This is a genomic window from Kribbella sp. NPDC051620, assembly GCF_044453825.1.
GTDB lineage: Bacteria > Actinomycetota > Actinomycetes > Propionibacteriales > Kribbellaceae > Kribbella.
Map to the genome: position 1 here is coordinate 988,528 of NZ_JBITDB010000001.1, position 19,401 is coordinate 1,007,928.

Genomic DNA, 19,401 nt, shown 5'->3' on the forward strand with positions numbered 1-19,401 from the left:
GTCCCCAGTCTGTCCCCAGCCCGCTGAGAATCCGCTGAGGGTCAGCGGTTGAGGAGGTCGGCGGCCTGGAGTTGTTGCCAGATCTCGGACTGGTCTACGACGGTGACGCCGAGTTTTTCGGCCTTGGTGAGTTTGGCGGCGCCTACGTCGGCGCCGGTGATGAGGAAGTCGGTGGTCGCGGAGACCGAGGAGGCGATGGTGGCGCCGGCCTTCTCGCAGAGGCGCTGGAAGGCAGGGCGGGGGACCTTCTCGCCCGAGCGTGGGTCGCTGATCGAGCCGGTGACGACCACCGTCTTGCCGGCCAAGGGAGCGCCGGCGGCGACTACGGGTGGGAGGTCTTCCTCGCGGACGTCGAGGGAGACGCCGGCTGCTCGGAGGCGCTCGAGCTCGGGGCGCAGACGGGCGAGGTGCTCGATCAGGGAGGCGGCGACCTTCGGGCCGATGTCCTCGACGGCGACCAGACCCTCCACGCCCGCATCGGCGACCTCTTCCAGGGAGCCGAATCCTGCTCGGCACATCCTCGTCGCGGTGCCTTCCGACGCCATCGGGATGGCGAGGCCGATCAGGGCGCGGCGGAGGCCGACCTGGCGGCTGGCGTCGATGGAGTCGATCATCCGGGTGGCCGAGACCTCGCCGATCCGGTCGAACTCGAGCAGGCGTTCCTTGGTCAGGTGGTAGAAGTCCGACGGGTGCTCGAGGATGCCCGCCTCGGCCAGCCGCTCGATCCAGACCCCGCCGACGGCGTCGATGTCGGCCGCTGCCCGGGATGCCCAGTGGATCAGGCGGCGTACGGTCTGGGCGGGGCAGACGACGTTGGTGCAGAACAGTTCGCGGCTGTTGCCCTGCTCGGTCAGTGGCTGCTCGCAGGACGGGCAGACCGACGGGGGCACGATGTCGCGCTCGGCGCCGGTGCGCTTGGAGGCATCGAGTACGCCGGCGACGAACGGGATGACGTCGCCCGCGCGGCGTACCAGGACCGTGTCGCCGATCTTGATGCCGCGGGCCCGGATGACCTCCTGGTTGGCCAGCGTCGCGCGGGTGACCGTCGTCCCGCCGACGAAGACCGGCTCCAGCCAGGCGACCGGCGCGATCTTGCCGGTTTTGCCGACGTCCCAGACGACGTCGGCCAGGATGGTCGTCTTCTCCTCGGCCGCGAATTTGAACGCCAGGGCGCCACGCGGTGAGCTCGACCGGGTGCCGGCGGCGGCGAAGGCCCTGCGGTCGGCCAGGCGCAGTACGGCGCCGTCGAGGTCGTAGTCGAGGTCGTTGCGCTGCTGCTCGATCGTGGTGATGACCGCCTGCGCGGCGGCCGCGTCGTCGCAGTGCCGCATCTCGGCGACGGTGAAGCCGAGCGTCTGCAGTGCTCGATCCAGATCGGCGTCGGTGTCGTCGGTGTCGCTGAGCAGGTCGAAGGCGAGGAACTGCAGGCGGCGCTCGGCGACGGTGGCCGGGTCCTTGGCGCGCAGGGTGCCGGCCGCGGCGTTCCGCGGGTTGATCAGCGGCTTGTCCTGGTGCGCCGCGTTGTAGGCGGCGAAGGTCGAGCGCAACATGACCGCCTCGCCGCGGACCTCGATCCGGCCCGGTACTTCGAGCCGCTCCGGCACCCCATCAGCCAGCGCCCGCACGAGCGGCGTCACGTCATCGCCGGTCGTGCCGTCACCACGGGTGATCGCCCGCGCCAGCCGCCCGTCCTCGTACACGAGGGCCAGCGACAACCCGTCCAGCTTCGGCATGACCACGACCGACTGCCCGGGGAACCGGCTGAAGAACGCCTCCACCTGCTCCGGCCGGGTCGCCTTCTCCAGCGACAGCATCGGCCGCGAGTGCCGGATCGGCGCGTGCAGCACCGCTGGCGCACCGACCTGCTCCAGCGGATTCGGATCCGGCGCCAGCTCCGGATTTGCCTCGATCAGCGCCCGCAGCTCGTCCTCGATGACGTCGTACTCCGCGTCCGCCACCTCCGGCGACCCCCGGTAGTAGGCGTCCCGCAGCACGACGATCCGGTCGGCCAGCTCCTGAATCCGCTCCCCTGTGTCCACGAGCCGGAACACTACCGGCGGCCGGGGACAAAACGCGCGATCCGGCGGCCGTCGGTCCCGGGGTGGACGCCGTGATCGTTGCCTACGACTACGGGATGACGGTCGGTGGCGACTCCGGCCTGATGGAGTGAGCGCCCGAGTTCCCTAAGTTTTGAAGCATGTTGACGGCGGAGCGTGGTCGGGTCGCTTGGGCGGATGTTGCCAAGGGCATGTGTATTCTGCTGGTGGTGCTCTGGCATGTTCTGATGAAGCACTACCTGCAGATCGACTGGCACATCAGCGGGCAGGCGCGGGGGCTGTGGGGGACGCTCGGTGAGCAGTTGCTGCCGCTCCGGATGCCGTTGTTCTTCGCGGTGTCCGGCTTCTTCGCGGTCCGCGCGGTCCAGCGCCCGTGGCCGGTGGTCCTTCGGACCCGAGTGGCGAAGTTCTACTACATCTACATCGTCTGGCTGGTCATCCACACGGTCGTACTGGCGTTCGTGCCTGACTTCGGCACCGAGCGGGCGGACGGTCCGCTGAAGTTCCTGGCCCAGTTGACGATCACACCGTCGAACCTCTGGTACCTCTACGCCCTCGCCCTGTACTTCGTGATCGCCAAAGCAGCGCGCCGGTGGCCGGCGTGGGCGGTCCTCACTCCGGCGTTCCTCTTGTCGGCGGCAGCGTCGGCCGGCCTGCTCGCCGTTCCGGGTGACCGGGCCGGCGTCTACCAGAACCTGGTCTTCTTCCTGGCGGGCCTCTACGGCAAGAGCCTGATCGAGGACCTGGCCGCGCGTGCGAGCTGGCGACGGCTGCTGCTGGTCGGAGCGCCGTACGCCGTGCTGCTGGCCGTCATCGCCGTCTTCGACGCGAAGACCTGGTTCGGTCTCTGGCCGGTGGTGAGCGGGGTGGCGATCGTCCTGGGCGTGACGGCGGCCGGCCTGGTGACCCGCTGGGAGGGCGTGTCCAACGCGCTGGCGAGCATCGGCAGCCGGACCCTGCCGATCTACGTCATGCACATGCCCCTGCTGGCGCTGACCCACGCGGTGCTGATCGGCCCGCTGTCATCTGCCGGCCCGACGACTCAGTGGATCGTGGCCATCGCCGAACCGGTCGTACTGACCGCCTTCCTCGCCTGGCTCTGCCTCTTCCTCTACCGCTACCTGCCCAAGGCACTCTTCGAACTGCCGTTGGCTGAACCTCAATCGGTCGGGGTGCGGGCGCGATTAAGTTCGCGGTGACAAGGCGCGACGGCGATCACATACTGGAGTCGGTCACGGTGAGTGGCCGGACCTGATCGTCAGCGTGACAAGGGGGAGCGGTCGATGGCCAGTGAGTTTCAGCGGCGCAAGGTGGCCGGGGTGTTCGGGGCGATGGACGCGGACGGGAACGGCTATCTCGAGGAGTCCGATTTCGAGACGCTGACGCGGCGGTGGGTCGGGATCCGCGACTGGCAGCCGGGGACCGCGGAGTACGAGCGGATGCGGGCGATCATGATGGGCTGGTGGTCGGCGATCTCGGCGATGTCCGACGCCGATCACGACGGCAGGGTGTCGCTCGACGAGCTGATGACGGTGGTCGACCAGCTGCCGGCGATGGACGACGCGGTCTACGGGACGGCCGACGCGATGTTCGACGCGATCGACCAGAACGGCGACGACCGGATCGCGGCGGCGGAACACCGGCAGGTCGTGTACGCCTGGAAGGGGTCTGCCGACGGCGCCGAGGAGGTCTTCCCGAAGCTCGACCTCAATGGCGACGGCCAGCTGTCCCGGGACGAGTTCCGCGACCTTTGGTCCGGCTTCTGGCGCGGCGACGACCCGGAGTCGCCTTCGCAGTGGATGTTCGGTCCGTATCAGGCCAACTGACCGCCGGTTGACCGGTTGGGGTTTGCGTCGTGGGGTACGGATGGGTGAGTGCTGGTAGCGGAGCGATACAGACTTGGTACTTCCCTCGGGCGTGGCGGGATGGGGGAGGTGTTCCGGGCCGTCGACGAGCAGCTGGGGCGGCCGGTCGCGGTCAAGCTGATGCTGCCGTCCGATCGCGATCCGAGCGCGGTGGAGCGCTTTCATCGGGAAGCCCGGGCGGCGGCTCAGCTCAACGATCCGCATGTGGTCGCGGTCTACGACTTCGGCCAGCACGGCAACGAGTTCTTCCTGGTGATGGAGCTGGTCGACGGGCGGACGGTGGCGGGCGAGCTCGCCGAGCACGGACCGTTGCCGAAGGATCGCGCGATCGACATCGTCGAGCAGGCTGCTCTCGGGCTGGCCGCCGCGCATCGGGAGAACGTGGTCCATCGCGATGTGAAGCCCGGCAACTTGCTGGTGACGCCCGAGGGGACGGTCAAGGTCGCGGACTTCGGGATCGCGCACCGGGCCGATGAGGGTACGACGGCGCTGACCGCCACCGGTCAGCTGATCGGCAGTGCGCTCTACCTGGCGCCGGAGCGGGCCCGCGGTGGGCGGGCCGGCAAACCGTCGGACGTGTACTCGCTGGGCTGCGTGCTCTATCAACTGCTCACCGGCCAGCCGCCCTTCGCGGGCGAGCACCCGGCCGCGATTCTCTACCAGCACGTGGACGCCGAACCGGCACTGCCGAGCTTGATCCGGCCGGAACTCGCGGGCGGGTTCGAGACCGCGTTGTTCCGGATGCTGGCCAAGGACCCCGCCGAGCGCCCGACCGCTGAGGAGATCGCGGCTGGATCCCTGCGAGCGCCGGCCGCCCTGGCGACGACGGCGGTGGTCGCGCCAACGGTTCGTGCCGCAGCGGTGGTTCCGGTCGAGACGATGCCGATTGCCCCGGTGATCCCGCCGCCCCCTCCGTCGTCGGGTTGGCAGACGCGACAGAAGGCTTTGCTGGCCGGCGGGATCGCGGTGGCCGCCGCCGCGGCCGCGGTACTGGTCGGAGTCCTGCTGAACGGCAACAACGATCCCCGACTGCCCGAGACGAACAACGTCGGCCCCGGCTCAGGCGTCACAGCCAGTACTCCGACCGCGCCCGCCAACCCGTCGAGCTCTGGGCCGGAGCAGGCCGGCAACACGAGCCAGCCGACCCAAAGCAGCAGTCCCAAGCCATCACAGACACCGTCCAGCCAGAACACGCCCACTCGGTCGCCATCGTCAGGTACTCCGTCGACAACCGCGCCCTCGCGGACGCCCACGCCGACCGAGCCGACAAAGAGCACCGCCCCCACCACGCCGGCCACCTCCGCCCCGACGACCGCTCCCTCGAGCACGCCGCCGACCGAGAACCCCTCGACACCGCCGCCGTCGTCGGCCACCCCGCCTGCTGAGGGATAACGCCGAAAGCACCTATCCACCGGCCGGACAGCGCCGAATGTCCCTCGACTGCGCCAGTGATCCAGATCACAACATCTGCGACTGATTCGCAGGTGGGGCAGCGTAAAGAGGGAAGGGAGAGTCATGAGTGACGCAACACGCCGCGGCTTTCTGGTCTTCGCGGGGGCGGGGACGGCAGCCGCGGTCGGCGCGGTCGCGGTGCCGAAGATCTTCGGCGACGAGTCCGCCGACGCCGCGCCCCAGTTGGCGGCGGCGGATCTGGCGAACGCGGAGTCGTTCGTCGTCCACGTCAAGGACGTGAAGTCGGGTGAGCTGACGATCCTGGTCGGCGAGCGCGAGGTCTCCATCATCGATCGCGAGCTGGCCGGCCGGCTGGCCGGCGTGACCACGGACTGAGGAGGGCGACCATGTCTTCCCATCGCGAAGCACCGGAGATCTCCAAGGACCCGGTCGCCGACAACACCGACGTCTACGCGTTCGTCAGCCCGGACAAGCCGGACACGGTCACCCTGATCGCCAACTTCATCCCGTTCCAGAACCCGTTCGGCGGGCCGAACTTCTACGAGTTCGGCGACGACGTGCTCTACCAGCTCCACATCTCCACCGGCGGTACCGGCAAGGCGGACATCAGCTACCAGTTCCGCTTCCATGCCGAGATCCGGAACAAGTCGACGTTCCTCTACAACACCGGGCCGATCACGTCGATCAAGGACAAGACCTGGAACCGGCCGCAGTACTACTCGGTCACGCGGGTGGAGCACGGCCGGTCGCGGATCCTTGCGCGCGACCTGGCCGCGCCGCCGGTGAACGTGGGCGTCCGCAGTACGCCGAACTACGCCAAGCTCGCGGGCGAGGCGATCCACACGATCGGCAAGAACCGCAAGGTGTTCGCGGGCCAGCGTGCCGATGGGTTCTTCGCCGACCTCGGGTCGATCTTCGATCTCGGCACCCTGCGCCCGTTCCAGGCGGCGCACCTGATCCCGTCCGCCGCCGCGGCCGGCGTCAACGGGCTGCAGGGGTCGAACGTGCACACCATCGCGCTCCAGGTGCCGATCACCGACCTGACCCGCGACGGCAAGTTGCCGACGGACGTGATGTCCGCCAAGTCGGTCATCGGCGTCTACGCGACCGCGAGCCGCCGGCAGTCCAAGATCTTCGACGAGGTGCTCGGGATCTCGACCTGGCACGGTCCGCACAAGCAGGTGTCGCGGTTGGGCAATCCCTTGTTCAACGAGGTCATCGTGCCGATGGCCGAGAAGGACAAGTGGAACAGCCGGCCACCGTCGGAGGACAAGAAGTACGCCCAGTACGTGACCAAGCCCGAGCTGGCCGGGCTGCTGCCGGTGCTGTACCCGGGTGTGTTCCCGAACCTGGCGGCGTACCAGAAGCCGCGGGCTGATCTGGCGGCGATTCTGCTGACGGGGATCCCGAAGGGCGTAGTACCGGGGTTCCAGAATTACACCGGGCCGGTGCAGGCGGACATGTTGCGGCTGAACGTCGCCGTACCGCCGTCGAAGACGCCGAATCCGCTCGGGCTGGTAGCCGGTGATGCGGCCGGTTTCCCCAACGGGCGAAGGGTTTTCGACGATGTCGTCACGGTGGAGATCCGGGCGGTCGCGGGGCTGACGATCCCGTTGGTCGACCCGTCGTTCACGCCGGACGGGGCCGCGTCGGCGGTCAAGGACGGGACGTCGAACACGAACTCCGACTACCTCACGGTGTTCCCGTACCTCGGTACGCCGGGTGGCGGCTACCAGAGCAAGCCGGGCGTACCGGCCGTGTCATGACGAACGCCGAGGAGAATCCGCACGCGGGCAAGGGCTCGTCGGTCCTGCTCGACATCGGCGACGGCGTCGGCGCGATCGTCCTGACGATGCCGCCAGAGCTGGAAGACGCCGAGATCGAACGCCGCCCGATCGGCCGATCCGCTGAACTATATGGACACGGGCATGGCCATGGACACGGGCATGGGCACGGCCATGGGCACGGTCATGGAGCCGGCCTTCCGCACGTGGCCGTTGTCCCGCGGCCATCTCCGGACGGCGAGCTGGTCTACTCGGCGGTCTTCTTCGACGTCCCCGAAGGCAGCTACGAGCTGTACCTGCTGCCCGACGGCCCCGTGCAACTGACGGTCGAAGTGACCGGCGGCCAGGTCACCGAGGCGATCTGGCCGACCTGACCCGGACCCTCGCAGGCGATACCGTTGACCACCAGCACGCAATGAACTGGGGGACCAGATGGGTGCCAGGACTTTGGTTGCCGGTATCGCCGCGGGGGTGCTCGTAGTAGGGGCGGGCGTCTGGTACTTCGCACCGCGCCACGACGGCGGTCCGCTGAGCGGCAACATGCTCGGCGACGCCGTCTGCCTGAACGTCGGCGAGGCCGCCGACGCGACCATCGGCTACCTGCCCCTGAAGAACACCGGATCCGACCCGATCACGATCACCGAGGTCTCGGTCATCGGCGCCGACGGTGTCGAGGACGACGGAGCGCTGCTGGTCCCCGTGAGTGCCGAGTCGTCGAGCGGCAGCAAGACCGGCTGGGCCTTCGGCAACGGCCCCTTCGACGGCGAGAACGGCGCGCCGACTCTCGCCGTCGGCGCCCAGCTCAAGCAGTCGGCCGACACCAGACTGGTCGTTCACGTCCATCGCCCCGACCCCCTCGGCGAAGCCCGCCTGACCGGCATCCGGATCGAGTACCGCTCCGGCCTCCGCCACTACGCCCGCGAGATGGGCCCCCACCACACCCTCCGCCCCGACCGCTGCTTCTAACCCGCCGTTCGCTCGGTCCGGATTCTCTCGAGCCACTCGGCGAAACCTTCAAGATCCTTGACATGATCGCGAGTGACATCGATCCGCCGAAGCCGTTGCCGAGCCTGGATCCTGACCGACGGCGGCCCGAACGCGAGATAACGCAGGACCGGCGAGGCCGGCCGCAAACTGATGTGCTGGATGTCCGCCCACCCGATCAGGTGCTCCCCGAGCGCAACCCCCGCCGGCCCGACGCTCAGCCTGGACCGCCCGCTGACGATCCCGTAGTACAGGCGCACCGCGCCGGTCACGTACACGGCGAGGGCCGCCAGGCCGATGTGGAAAGCGAACCGTGCCTCCCCGATCAACGGGCCGTCGCCACTGGACACGAGATAGGCAACCAAGCCGCCGAACACCACGGAACCAGTCAGATAGAAGACTCGCCGCATCCGCCGGACAGGGACCTCCACCGTCTCGACGCTCGCCAACGGCCGGGTCCAGTCGTGCCTCTGTACGTAGTTGATGGACATATTTCAACCACGGACAGAGGCGTCGCCGCAACACTGCCGAACTGCAGGTAGCTGCAAAATCCGTCGGTCAGTCGCAGGTGTCGCAGATTCCGTTGGCGGGGGTCTGCATGTTGCACTTCGGGCACTTCTTGATCGGGCGCTCGGCGATCGCGGCCTTGCGGGCCCGGGCGCGAGCCGCGCCCAGCTTGGACGGGATCATCGGGGTGCCGCCACCTGCCGGGAGGCCTGCGGCCTCGAAGTGGCGGTAGATGGCCAGGCGCTCGTGGGAGGCGTGGACGTCGGGGTCCGGGGGAGTGGTACCGGTTGCGGCGCCGACGATGGCGGCGTAGCCGTCGAAGACGCTCTCGTCGGGGTTGACGCACAGGGACGACAGCATCGGCTCGCCACGGCGCAGGCTCTCGGCCGAGACCTCGGCGAGCACGCCGCCGATCCACTGGCGGGTCGGCTGCTTGGTGCGGATACCGGTCAGGTCCTGGACACCGGCGGCGATGTCCTTGTGCTGGACCAGCGCCATGTACTTCTTGGCCGCGACGAGCAGCATCTCGCGGGCGGCACCGGCCCACTCGGTCCGAGCGGTGGCCATGCCGACATCGGAGACATCGCGCCAGGCGCGTTCCTCTACGTCCGGCAGTTCGTGGTCTGTTGCGGCGACATCGAAAGTGGACACCGTCGCAACCCTAACCGGCCGCCGCCGATCGGCGAAAACGACCGAATCTCCGGACCCGCCGATCTCGATGAGTCGAATTCTTGCAAAGATCGATCTCGATATTGCGTTCATGTGTCGACGGAGTTACGGTCTGGCCACCATCGACCATCCGCCCCGTCGAGAGTGAGCCGCGCATGTTCCGGTCAATCGAATCCTGGAGTGGGAAGGCTCGCGTCGGCGTAGTCGCCGTCTGCAGCGCAGTGATCGCCGCCGGCCTGGCCGTGACGGCCGCCGTACCGGCCTGGGCCGCGGCCACCGGCGGGGTCGGCGCGACCTTGCCGTACGTCGAGGTGCAGGCCGAGAACTCGTCCACCAACGGCACCCTGATCGGCCCGAGCGCCGCCTACAACACCCTCGCCGCCGAGGCGTCCTACCGCAAGGCGGTGACGCTGCAAGGTACCGGCAAGTTCGTCGAGTTCACCACGCCGACGGCGACGAACTCGATCGTCTTCCGCTACAGCATCCCCGACACCGGCGGCGGCTCGGTCTACACGCCGCAACTGTCGCTCTACGTCAACGGCAGCAAGCAGCCCAACTTCACCCTGACCAACGCGTACAGCTGGTACTACGGCGGCTACCCGTTCACGAACACGCCCGGCAGCAACCCGCACCACTTCTACGACGAGGTGCACCGGCTGTTCCCGACCACCTACCCGGCCGGTACGAAGTTCAAGCTGCAGGTCGACGCCGAGGACACCGCGTCGTCGTACACGATCGACTTCGCCGACTTCGAGAACGTCGCGGGCGCCCTGTCCCAGCCGGCCGGCTCGGTCTCGGTGACCAGTACGGGCGCTGACCCGACCGGCGTCGCGGACTCGACGAACGCGTTCAACTCGGCGATGTCGCAGGCGGGGGCCGGTGGCACCGTGTGGATCCCGGCCGGAACGTTCAAGATCCCCGGTCACCTGATCCTGAACAACATCACCTTCAAGGGCGCGGGGATGTGGCACTCGACCGTCGTCGGTGCGGCTCCCGGCTTCTACGGCAACTACGCGCCCAACGCCAGCAGCGGCGTACACCTGTCGGACTTCGCGATCTTCGGCGATGTGCAGGAGCGCAACGACGGCGCGCAGGTGAACGGCATCGGCGGCGCGCTGAACAACTCCACCGTGGACCGGGTCTGGATCGAGCACGAGAAGGTCGGCGCTTGGATGGACGGCCCGTTCACCAACCTGGTGATGAGCGGGCTGCGGATCCGCAACGTGACGGCCGACGGGGTGAACTTCCACAACGGCGTCACCAACTCCAAGGTCACCAACAGCGATCTGCGCAACCTCGGCGACGACGGCCTGGCCACCTGGGCCGAGCAGAACGCCGACGCGAACGACTCGTTCGACCACAACACCGTGCAGTACCCGATCCTGGCCAACGGCATCGCGATCTACGGCGGCCACGACAACTTCGTCACCGACAACCGGGTGATCGACGCCGGCCTCAGCCAGGGCGGCGGGATCCACGTCGCGCAGCGGTTCGGCTCGACCACGCTGGGCCGTACGGACGTACTGCGCAACACGATCATCCGGTCCGGCGGCCTCGATCCGAACTGGAACTTCGGGGTCGGGGCGCTCTGGTTCGACGCCCGTGACGGCGCGATGACCGGGCTGACCAACGTCGACAACATCCTGATCCAGCAGAGCCCGTTCGAGGCGATCCAGTTCGTCTCGGGCTCGAACATCAGCAACGTGAAGATCAACAACGCGACGATCCAGAACACCGGTACCTGGGTAGTGCAGGAGCAGGTCGGCGGCTCGGCGACGATCACCAACAGCACGGCCACCGGGACCCAGGCGCCCGGCCCGATCTACAACTGCGGCGTCGGCTTCACGCTCACCGACGGTGGCGGCAACTCGGGGATCTTCGGCGCCAACCAATGCCAGAACATCACCACACCGGCCTTCCCGCCGTACCTGCCGGAGAACGGCTCGCAGATCTCGACCAGCCCAAGCGCCTTGAGCTTCGGCTCGGTGGCGACCGGCGCGTCGAGCAGCCCGCAAGCCGTCACCGTTACGAACAGCGGCACCGCGGCGGCATCGGTCAGCTCGGTCGCGACCACCGGCGACTTCAGCCAGACGAACAACTGCGGCAGCAGCATCGCGGCCGGCGGCTCCTGCACGGTCAACGTCACCTTCAGCCCGGCGGCGGCAGGCAGCAGGAGCGGCAACCTGACCGTCAACGCGGCGGGCGTCACCAGCACTGTCTCGTTGTCGGGTACGGGCGTCGCACCAGGCCCGATCCTCAACCCGAACCCGAGCAGTCTGTCCTTCCCCGACACCCTGGTCGGCAGTTCTTCGGCGACCAAGGCGATCACGGTGACCAACTCCGGTACGGCGTCAGCCGGCGTGTCGGGCGTCTCGGCCACGGGCGACTTCAACCAGACCAACAACTGCGGCACTGTCGCTGTCGGCGCCTCCTGCACGGTCACGGTCACCTTCCGGCCGACCGCTTCGGGCGCACGAACCGGCAACGTCTCCTTGACCAGCAACGCGAACAACAGCCCGACGACGATCTCGCTGGCCGGAAACGGTGTCGGCGCCGACACCAACCTGGCCCTGAACAAGCCGGCCACGGCGAGCAGCCAGGTCAACGGGACCCAAGCTGCCACCACGGCAACCGACGGCAATGCCAACACCTATTGGGAAAGCAACAACAACGCCTTCCCGCAGTGGTTGCAGGTGGATCTGGGATCAGTACGCAGCATCGGCAAGGTGACCCTGAAGCTCCCGCCGACCACGGCCTGGGGCACCCGCAGCCAGACGCTGTCCGTGCAGGCGAGCACTGACGGATCCAGCTTCAGTACGCCGGTCGCCTCCGCGACGTACACGTTCACCTCGCCGGCCAACGTCGTCAACATCACCGTCCCGGCAACCAACGCCCGGTATGTCCGGGTCAACATCACCGGCAACAGCGGCTGGCCTGCCGGGCAGGTGTCGGAGTTCGAGGTGTACTCGGCCGGTGGCGCCCCAATCAACACCGACCTTGCCGCGGGCAAGCCCACCAGTGAGTCCAGCCACAACGACGTCTACCAGTCGGGCAACGTGACTGACGGTAACCAGGCGACGTACTGGGAGAGCGCGAACAACGCCTTCCCGCAGTGGGTGCAGGTCGATCTCGGCTCGGGGCAGAGCGCCGGCCGGATCGTCTTGCAACTGCCTGCCGGCTGGGGCGCCCGGACCCAGACGCTGTCCGTCCTCGGGAGCACGAACGGCTCCAGCTTCAGCACCATCGCCGGATCCGCCGGCTACACCTTTGCTCCCGGCAACAACAACACCGTCACCATCACCTTCACCCCGACCACCCAGCGCTACTTCCGGCTGAACATCACCGCCAACACCGGCTGGATCGCCGGCCAGATCTCCGACTTCCAGATCTGGAACTCCTGACCCTGGTCAGCTCGAGGCGAGGGTCGCGATGATCGAGTCGATGTTGTTGATCAGCGACAAGTGGCCTTCGCCCGGGACCAGGTTGGTGGTCGCGCCGGGCACATGGTCGCCGAGCCAGCGGCCGTGGGCGTGCGGGACCATCCGGTCCTGGTCGCCCTGCCAGATGGAGACGGGGATCTTGATGCTCGCGAGGTCGATGCCCCAGTCGGCAAGGAACGCGAGGTCGTCGTCGCGCCAGCCGTCGTACCCGCGAGAGACGGCTGCCCGGCAGGACGCAGCCAGGTAGTCGGCCAGGCCGCCACGGAGGGCGGCCTGGTCGACCGCGGACAGCAGGTCGCCGAACGCGGCGATGATGTCGCCAGGCTGGACTTCCTTCAGCTCGGCACTCGCCTCGGCGAGGAACTCGTCGAGCGCGTCCTTGCCGGTTGCTGCCGCACCGAACTCGGTGATGTTCTCCTCACCCATCCCGGCCAGCCAGTCGAGCCCTTCAGCGTCGTACGGTGCCACCCCCGCGATGATCGCCGCGGCCCGGCACCTGTCCGGCAGCAAGGCCGCACAGGCGAGTGCGTGTGGGCCGCCGCCCGACCATCCGATGGTGACGAAGTCATCCGCTCCGAGCACGTCGAGCAGTACGGTGACATCATCCGCAACGTCGGCCACCCGGCGACCCGGCTGCGGCGTGCTGTTGCTGTAGCCAGGTCGACTGTGAGTGACGAACCGCAGGCCGTACCGGGACGCCACCTCCGCGACCGGCTCCAGCATCATGGCCACCCCTGGCGTGCCGTGGTGCATCACCAGGGGCCGGCCGCCGACAGGCCCCTCGACCAAGTACTCCACAACCCGTCCATCGCCGACCTCTAGTCGCTCCATGCAGGCAATCCTAGGCACGAGCCAACTGTTCGATCTTCAGGCACTGCTCCGTCTCACGAGGGATCCGGGCCGGATCCTCGATCGGATCCGGCCCGGAGTGGCGTGGAGGTCAGTTGACGGTGATCTTGTCGACCTCGATGGTGAGGCCCTTGACGAGTGGCGTGGAGGTACCGGTCGTCACCGATCCGGTTCCCTTCTGCACACCCTTGATGTTCATCGAGTACGTCATCGAGCCGCCGGGCGCTCCCGGCGTACTGGTGATGCGGTAGTCGGTCACCGGCGGACCGGCGATCTGGCTGCCGGCGGTTCCCTCGAGGTTCTCCGCCCCAACCGTCAGGCCGTAAGCAGGTCCTGGGTCAGGCAGTGGCGACGGGTAGGCGAAGGTGATGTCCTCGGTGCCGTTGACGCCGATCCACTGCTGGAACACCCGCTGGCTGGTCGTGCCGAACAGGTTGACCCGCCACTCGATCACGATCCAGGTGGCCACCCCGTCGGTCAGGGTGGTCGCGTAGATGCCGGGCGCGCCGGTGCCGTCCAGGTCGGTCCAGTACGGCGCGAGGACGTTGTTCGGCCGTGCTGGGTCGGGCAGCGTCTGCGGAGCGAACTGGACGTCCTCGTTCGACGTCGTGCCACCGGCGACCGAGTAGCCGTCCGACGTGACGCCGATCCGGGTGTAGGTCTGACCGGCGAACTGGTACGCCGGAACGTTGAAGTTCAGCGCCTGCTCGTCCCCGATCGGGGTCGGCGTGGTGCCGAACGCGTCGAGCGGGAGGTAACCGAACAACTCACCCGGTGCGATCACCGGTTTGTCGGGCTGGCGTCCGGCCAGCGTCGCCGTCTTGGTCGCGATCTGGGTACCGATCTTGGTCGCGCCGGTGACGCTGTTCAGCCGCAGTTGCGAGCTCAGGGTGCTGAGCGCGGTGACGTCGGTCGTCTGCAGGCTGTTGTTCTGCACGGTCACGGTGCAGGTCGATGCGCCCGTGTTGAGCGGGATGCTCGACGGCGTGCAGGTCTGGTCGACCGGCACGATGCCTTCCTGGCGGAAGAACGCGACGGGCAGGTGCAGGGCCCGGCTGCCACCGGCCTGCCTGAGGTTGACCTGGCCGAAGTACTGGCCGTCGGGCAGGTCGGGCGCGGTGATGACGATCGTCAGCTTCTGCGTCCTGCCCGCCTTGACCTGGAACGACGACGGCAGCACGGTGATGTTCGCGCCGCTGACCGTCGTGCCGGTGGCGGTGAAGTTGAGCGTCTGGTTGGTGACGTTCTTGACCGTCCGCTCGGCGGTGATCAGACCAGGCATGGTCGGCGCGTTCACCGACGGCAGGTTGAGGTCGATCCGGTTCAGCGCGTCGGTGGCCGAGGCCGCGTAGTTCGCCGCCGTCTCGTCCATCGTCAGACCGGGATCGCCGGCCTTGGTGAGGTCGATCCGGCCGCCGCCCATGTCGAACGGGTCGGCCTGGGTGACGCGGTCCGGCTTCTTGACCGTGGTCTTGCCGGTCGTCTCCAGCGCGGACTTGACCTGGCCCGGCGTCCACGACGGGTGCAGGGCGAAGACGAGCGCGGCCGCGCCGGCCACGTGCGGTGAGGACATCGAAGTACCGGCGATCGCCTGGTACAGGTTGCCGGGCGGTCCTTCGGCCGGGGACTCGGGCGTCGGCGTCAGGCCGGCCAGGATGTGCAGGCCGGGTGCGGTGACGTCGGGCTTGAGGAAGTCGCCACCGGGGCCGCGCGACGAGAAGTACGTCATCACGTCGCCCTGCCAGGTGGTCTTGGTGCCCTGGGTGAACTTGGCGGTGGTGCCGGGGTGTGCCGCCAGGAAGGCCAGCAGCGCGTCGCCGTCGGGCTTCTCCAGCTGAACGGCCGGAATCCAGTGGTTGTCGGTGAACACGTCGAACGGGTCGGCGTTGTACATCAGCATGCCGACCGCGCCGCCCTGCATGACGTTGAAGCCCTTCATCACCCGGCCGGAGCTGAACTGGCAGGCGACGATCTTGCCGGCGAAGAGCCCGGGCGGTGCCGGGCTGCTGCAGGTCGGGTTGCTGTACGGCGGTGCGGACGCGAGGACGACCGGCGCCGGCGTACCGATGCCCGCGGTGATCGACGCGCCGGAGACCGTGGCCGTCGCGCCGCCGCCCGTCAGCGTGACGGTCGACCGGAAGGTACGGCTCTGCGTCGAGGCCGCGACCGTGGTGACCCACGGGCTGCGGTGGTCGGTCGTGTTCGCACCCGGGCCGGAGTTGCCGGCCGAGGCGGCGACGAACACACCGGCCGCGTACGCGTCGAGGAACGCGAGCTCGACCGGGTCGGAGTAGGGGTCGCTGCCGCCGGAGATCGAGAAGTTGATCACCCGGACGCCGTCGAGGATGGCCCGTGCGACGGCCGCTGCCGAGTCGCTCGGGAAGCAACCCTCGGCGCCGCAGACCTTGTACACCGAGACGCTAGCTGCTGGAGCGATACCGAGGAGCGCACCCCGGTCGATGCCCAGCGGGTTCGCGTGCGCGACCGCGCCGCCGGCCGACGTGGTGGCGGTGTGGGTGCCGTGACCGTTCGAGTCACGCGCGGAGTCGGGGTAGACGTCGCCGCCGATCACCGCGTTGTAGGTGTCGAGGAACGGCCGCCCGCCGATCAGTTTGCGGTTGCAGGCGTACACGTCGGTGGCCGGCGTCAGCGGGTTGTCGCCGAAGTCGCACACCCGTGGGGTGCCGTCGGTCGTCGCTGGTGGCGCCGGCAGGTTGCCGGGGTCCGCGAACGACGGGTGCTCGGGCCAGGCGCCACTGTCCAGGATGCCGACGATGATGCCCTTGCCCGAGTTGGCCGAGCCACCGAGCTGGTTGTAGATCGTCGGGGCGCCGATGAAGGCGCCGCTGGAGTCGGTGAGCAGCTGCTGCGGGTTGTCCTGCTGGACCGCGGCCACACCGGGCAGCTTCAGCAGGTCGCGAGCCTTGTTCGCCTGCACGCTCAGCGCCATGCCGCCGTACACGGTCCGCAGTTTCTGTCCGGCTCGCGCGCTCGGGACCTTGTCGCGCATCGCGGCCAGGAAGGTGTCCTCAACAGCAGTGACGTGCTTGAGGTACTTCGTCGCGTTCGCGCTCTTGGGGTCCAGGCGCTTGCCGGTGACCGACGGGCTGGTACCGGGCAGGCCGGCGAGTCCGCCGCGGTAGGCGGCCAGCGAGTCGTAGTCGAGCTTGACGACCACGCGGACCTGCTTGGCCGAGGTGCTGTTCACGAGCGCCGGGTCGCTCTTGGCGAGTTGGCCACTGGGCGACTTGGCGCCGTTGACCGTGCTGTCGAGCGTCAGTGGCGTCGCGGTCCAGGTTTTGCCGTTGGGGTCAGGGGGAGCCGCCTCCGCGCTCAACGCGGGCAGAGTGGCGGCGATCAGCAGGCCGGCGGACAGGCCGGCGATGGTGGTGCGTCGGGTACTGCTGGTCCGGGTTCTGGACCTCATGTGGGCCTCCCGTGAAGGCGGATGACGCCGTCAGCAGGGGAGGCGGCACGCAGAACGTCCGGCTGACCCCCAGAGTGACGCTGACAGACCCCTCAGTCCCGTGACCGATCCCCCCCGGGTACCGGCGTACCGGCAGGCAACCCCCTCTGGCGCCCGCCTGAGCAGAGGCTATGCCTCAACCTCGCCTCTGGGGTAGACCTCGGCCCCTACTCGTAGATGTCACGAATCGGGGCGCTGATCGGTCGTATGTATGAGCCCGGTTCATCCCGGCCGGACCGTGAGGGCGAGAGGACCCGAGTCGATGCAGCGCTCGTTGAGCAATCTGCGGGGGAGAGTGTTCCCCGACCACTGGTCGCTGTTGTTCGGCCAGATCGCGTTCTACAGCTTCATCGTGGTGCTGGTCAGCGGTCTGGTTCTGATGGTCCCGTACGATCCGTCGCTCGACCATGTGGTCTACGACGGCCCGTACGCGCCCCTGCGTGGGGTGTCCATGTCGAGGGCACTGGACTCGACGCTGCAGATCAGCTTCGAGATGCGCGCGGGACTGCTGATCCGCCAGGTCCACCACTGGGCGTCGCTGCTGATGGTTGCCGCGATCATGCTCCAGTTGCTGCGGCTGTTCTTCACCGGCGGCTTCCGTCGGCCGCGGCGACTGAGCTGGCTGGTCGTCTTCGGACTGTTCATGGTCACGCTGGGCGCCGCCCAGACCGGCACGTCGCTGCCGGACGACATGCTGTCGGGCTCGAGCCTCTCGGTCATCGACGGGGTGGTGAAGTCCATCCCGTTCGTCGGCTCGGACATCTCGGCGATTCTGTTCAACGGACAGTTCCCGGGCGACGTGCTCAGGCTGTTCTATCCGTTGCACGTGTACGTGCTGCCCGCCCTGCTCGTCGTGCTCTTCATCGCCGCCGCGGTCCTCGGGCTGAAGCACGGACCCGCGCAGTACCCCGGACCCGGCCGAACCAACGACAACATCGTCGGGCACTCGGCACTGGTCGCCGCGGTCAAGGGCGCCGGCCTGTTCTGCTTCGTGGTCGGTGTGTCGCTGGTGATGGGCGTCACGGCGACCATCAACCCGATCTGGATGTACGGCCCGGCCGACCCGGCGAACGCCTCGGCCGGGATCGGCCCGGCGTGGTACCTCGCCTTCGTGGACGGCGGCCTGCGGCTGATGCCGGGCTGGGAGGTCGACGTCTGGGGCCGGACCCTCACGCTCGCCATCCTTATACCGGTCGTGGTCTGCAGCCTGTTCCTCGTACTGTTCGCCGTCTACCCCTTCGTCGAGGACTGGATCGTCGGCGACCGAGCCGATCAGAACCTGCTCGACCGGCCCCGCAACAACCCGATCCGGACCGGCATCGGTGTCGCCGGCATCGTCTTTTACGGCATCCTGTGGGCCGCTGCCGGTGCCGACACGATGGCTGTGATGTTCCACACCTCGTTCAACTGGATCATCCATCTGTTGCAGGTGCTGGTGATCGTCGGTCCGCCGGCCGCGTTGGTCCTCACCCGTCGCATCTGCGTCGGGCTGCAGGACCATGACCTCGACGTGGCGGTGGAGGGAGCCGAGACCGGCCGGGTCGTCCGGCTGCCGAACGGCGGGTACGTCGAGGACCACCGTCCGGTCGACCCGTACCGGCGCTATCGGCTGGCCGGCTTCGTCCGCGTCCCGGCCGTACCGCTTGCTGCCAACGACTCCGCGGCACGACGGCTGCAGGTCCGGCTGGCCAACTTCTTCGACCAGGACCGGCTGACCCCGGCGCCGGATTCGTTGCCTCCGGCCCCTGAGAAGGCAGCCGTCGGGCCTGGACCCGATCAGTCCTGACGGGGGAGCAGGTGGGCCTTGAGTGAGACGCGGGCGCGGCTGATCCGGGATTTCACCGTACCGACCGGGATGCCGACCTGCTCGGCGATCTCGTCGTAGGAGAGCTCATAGATGTCGCGCAGTACCACCGCGGTGACCGTCTCGGGCAGATCGACCTCCAGCTGCTCGAGCGCGTCGAGCAGATCCAACCGGGTGCCGGCGACAACGCTGGTCGTGCGCGGGTCAGGACGGTCGTACCTGGCCGGGCGGTCGTCGTCCTGCCAGGCCGCGGTGTTCTCGATGGCGCGCCGCTTCAAGCGCCGGTAGGTCTCGCGGGCCGCGTTCGACGCCACGACATGGACCCAGGTACTGAACCGGCTCCGGCCGTTGAAGGTGCCGAGCTTCGTGGCGATCGACAGCAGCGCGTCCTGACAGGCGTCCTCGGCGTCGGCGCGGAACGGCAGCACCCGCTGGCAGATCCGCATCACCTGCGGCTGCACCTGCCGGACCAGCTCGTCCAGCAGGGCGGGGTCCTGGGCAGCGCGCCGCGCCAGTTCGTCGAGCGCGTCCGCGTCGGTGGCCATGGCCTTGAGGATAATGAC

The 19,401-nt window shown here is 68.4% G+C and carries 15 protein-coding genes; 9 read left to right on the plus strand and 6 right to left on the minus strand.

The features are described from left to right. Window positions 1-41: 41 nt before the first annotated feature. Window positions 42-2,039 carry an NAD-dependent DNA ligase LigA gene (ligA, locus tag ACIA12_RS04275; protein ID WP_396365360.1) on the minus strand — a complete coding sequence of 666 codons (1,998 nt, stop codon included), beginning with the start codon at window positions 2,037-2,039 and terminating at the stop codon, window positions 42-44. A gap of 158 nt (window positions 2,040-2,197) precedes the next feature. Here ligA and ACIA12_RS04280 point away from each other — a divergent pair, with 158 nt between their 5' ends. From ACIA12_RS04280 to ACIA12_RS04310, 7 genes are all read left to right on the plus strand, one after another. Further along, complete coding sequence (locus tag ACIA12_RS04280; RefSeq protein ID WP_396365361.1) at window positions 2,198-3,256, plus strand: acyltransferase family protein; 1,059 nt, start codon at window positions 2,198-2,200, stop codon at window positions 3,254-3,256. Between the two features lie 84 nt (window positions 3,257-3,340). Beyond that, window positions 3,341-3,883 (plus strand): EF-hand domain-containing protein, encoded by a 543-nt coding sequence (locus ACIA12_RS04285; RefSeq protein ID WP_396365362.1) that lies wholly within the window; start codon window positions 3,341-3,343, stop codon window positions 3,881-3,883. Between the two features lie 48 nt (window positions 3,884-3,931). Next, complete coding sequence (locus tag ACIA12_RS04290) at window positions 3,932-5,314, plus strand: protein kinase (RefSeq protein ID WP_396365363.1); 1,383 nt, start codon at window positions 3,932-3,934, stop codon at window positions 5,312-5,314. Between the two features lie 123 nt (window positions 5,315-5,437). Then, window positions 5,438-5,710: a twin-arginine translocation signal domain-containing protein gene (locus tag ACIA12_RS04295; protein WP_396365364.1), complete on the plus strand. Its 273-nt coding sequence runs from the start codon at window positions 5,438-5,440 to the stop codon at window positions 5,708-5,710. Between the two features lie 11 nt (window positions 5,711-5,721). Then, window positions 5,722-7,101, plus strand: coding sequence for a DUF4331 domain-containing protein (locus ACIA12_RS04300; RefSeq protein WP_396365365.1), 1,380 nt, complete (start codon window positions 5,722-5,724; stop codon window positions 7,099-7,101). Then, window positions 7,098-7,493, plus strand: coding sequence for a hypothetical protein (locus tag ACIA12_RS04305; RefSeq protein WP_396365366.1), 396 nt, complete (start codon window positions 7,098-7,100; stop codon window positions 7,491-7,493). The genes ACIA12_RS04300 and ACIA12_RS04305 overlap by 4 nt, the downstream gene beginning before the upstream one ends. A 58-nt stretch (window positions 7,494-7,551) precedes the next feature. Further along, complete coding sequence (locus tag ACIA12_RS04310) at window positions 7,552-8,085, plus strand: hypothetical protein (RefSeq protein WP_396365367.1); 534 nt, start codon at window positions 7,552-7,554, stop codon at window positions 8,083-8,085. On the opposite strand, the gene ACIA12_RS04315 is transcribed toward ACIA12_RS04310, so the two are convergent. After that, the gene (locus ACIA12_RS04315) at window positions 8,082-8,594 is read right to left on the minus strand and encodes a hypothetical protein (protein ID WP_396365368.1); all 513 of its coding nucleotides are present in this window, start codon (window positions 8,592-8,594) and stop codon (window positions 8,082-8,084) included. The two genes, ACIA12_RS04310 and ACIA12_RS04315, sit on opposite strands and share 4 nt — an antisense overlap. Window positions 8,595-8,661: 67 nt before the next feature. After that, complete coding sequence (locus ACIA12_RS04320; RefSeq protein WP_396365369.1) at window positions 8,662-9,261, minus strand: hypothetical protein; 600 nt, start codon at window positions 9,259-9,261, stop codon at window positions 8,662-8,664. Between the two features lie 173 nt (window positions 9,262-9,434). Between ACIA12_RS04320 and ACIA12_RS04325 the strand changes: the two genes are divergently transcribed. Further along, the gene (locus ACIA12_RS04325; protein WP_396365370.1) at window positions 9,435-12,680 is read left to right on the plus strand and encodes a discoidin domain-containing protein; all 3,246 of its coding nucleotides are present in this window, start codon (window positions 9,435-9,437) and stop codon (window positions 12,678-12,680) included. A 6-nt stretch (window positions 12,681-12,686) separates the two neighbouring features. On the opposite strand, the gene ACIA12_RS04330 is transcribed toward ACIA12_RS04325, so the two are convergent. Together ACIA12_RS04330 and ACIA12_RS04335 are read right to left on the minus strand one after the other, a co-directional pair. Next, window positions 12,687-13,550 carry an alpha/beta fold hydrolase gene (locus ACIA12_RS04330; protein WP_396365371.1) on the minus strand — a complete coding sequence of 288 codons (864 nt, stop codon included), beginning with the start codon at window positions 13,548-13,550 and terminating at the stop codon, window positions 12,687-12,689. A 109-nt stretch (window positions 13,551-13,659) separates the two neighbouring features. Beyond that, on the minus strand, window positions 13,660-16,995 hold the full coding sequence (locus ACIA12_RS04335; protein ID WP_396365372.1) for a S8 family serine peptidase: 3,336 nt from the start codon (window positions 16,993-16,995) through the stop codon (window positions 13,660-13,662). Window positions 16,996-17,296: 301 nt separating this feature from the next. Here ACIA12_RS04335 and ACIA12_RS04340 point away from each other — a divergent pair, with 301 nt between their 5' ends. Beyond that, window positions 17,297-18,820, plus strand: coding sequence for a cytochrome bc complex cytochrome b subunit (locus ACIA12_RS04340; RefSeq protein WP_396365373.1), 1,524 nt, complete (start codon window positions 17,297-17,299; stop codon window positions 18,818-18,820). Here ACIA12_RS04340 and ACIA12_RS04345 read toward each other — a convergent pair. Continuing rightward, window positions 18,811-19,383: an RNA polymerase sigma factor gene (locus tag ACIA12_RS04345; protein ID WP_396365374.1), complete on the minus strand. Its 573-nt coding sequence runs from the start codon at window positions 19,381-19,383 to the stop codon at window positions 18,811-18,813. The two genes, ACIA12_RS04340 and ACIA12_RS04345, sit on opposite strands and share 10 nt — an antisense overlap. Between the last annotated feature and the right edge of the window lie 18 nt (window positions 19,384-19,401).

Coding starts and splice junctions, on each gene's coding strand:
- ACIA12_RS04280 (WP_396365361.1), top strand. CDS start 2,198: ATGTTGACGGCGGAGCGTGGTCGGGTCGCTTGGGCGGATGTTGCCAAG.
- ACIA12_RS04285 (WP_396365362.1), top strand. CDS start 3,341: ATGGCCAGTGAGTTTCAGCGGCGCAAGGTGGCCGGGGTGTTCGGGGCG.
- ACIA12_RS04295 (WP_396365364.1), top strand. CDS start 5,438: ATGAGTGACGCAACACGCCGCGGCTTTCTGGTCTTCGCGGGGGCGGGG.
- ACIA12_RS04300 (WP_396365365.1), top strand. CDS start 5,722: ATGTCTTCCCATCGCGAAGCACCGGAGATCTCCAAGGACCCGGTCGCC.
- ACIA12_RS04305 (WP_396365366.1), top strand. CDS start 7,098: ATGACGAACGCCGAGGAGAATCCGCACGCGGGCAAGGGCTCGTCGGTC.
- ACIA12_RS04310 (WP_396365367.1), top strand. CDS start 7,552: ATGGGTGCCAGGACTTTGGTTGCCGGTATCGCCGCGGGGGTGCTCGTA.
- ACIA12_RS04315 (WP_396365368.1), bottom strand. CDS start 8,594: ATGTCCATCAACTACGTACAGAGGCACGACTGGACCCGGCCGTTGGCG.
- ACIA12_RS04325 (WP_396365370.1), top strand. CDS start 9,435: ATGTTCCGGTCAATCGAATCCTGGAGTGGGAAGGCTCGCGTCGGCGTA.
- ACIA12_RS04330 (WP_396365371.1), bottom strand. CDS start 13,550: ATGGAGCGACTAGAGGTCGGCGATGGACGGGTTGTGGAGTACTTGGTC.
- ACIA12_RS04335 (WP_396365372.1), bottom strand. CDS start 16,995: ATGAGGTCCAGAACCCGGACCAGCAGTACCCGACGCACCACCATCGCC.
- ACIA12_RS04340 (WP_396365373.1), top strand. CDS start 17,297: ATGCAGCGCTCGTTGAGCAATCTGCGGGGGAGAGTGTTCCCCGACCAC.
- ACIA12_RS04345 (WP_396365374.1), bottom strand. CDS start 19,383: ATGGCCACCGACGCGGACGCGCTCGACGAACTGGCGCGGCGCGCTGCC.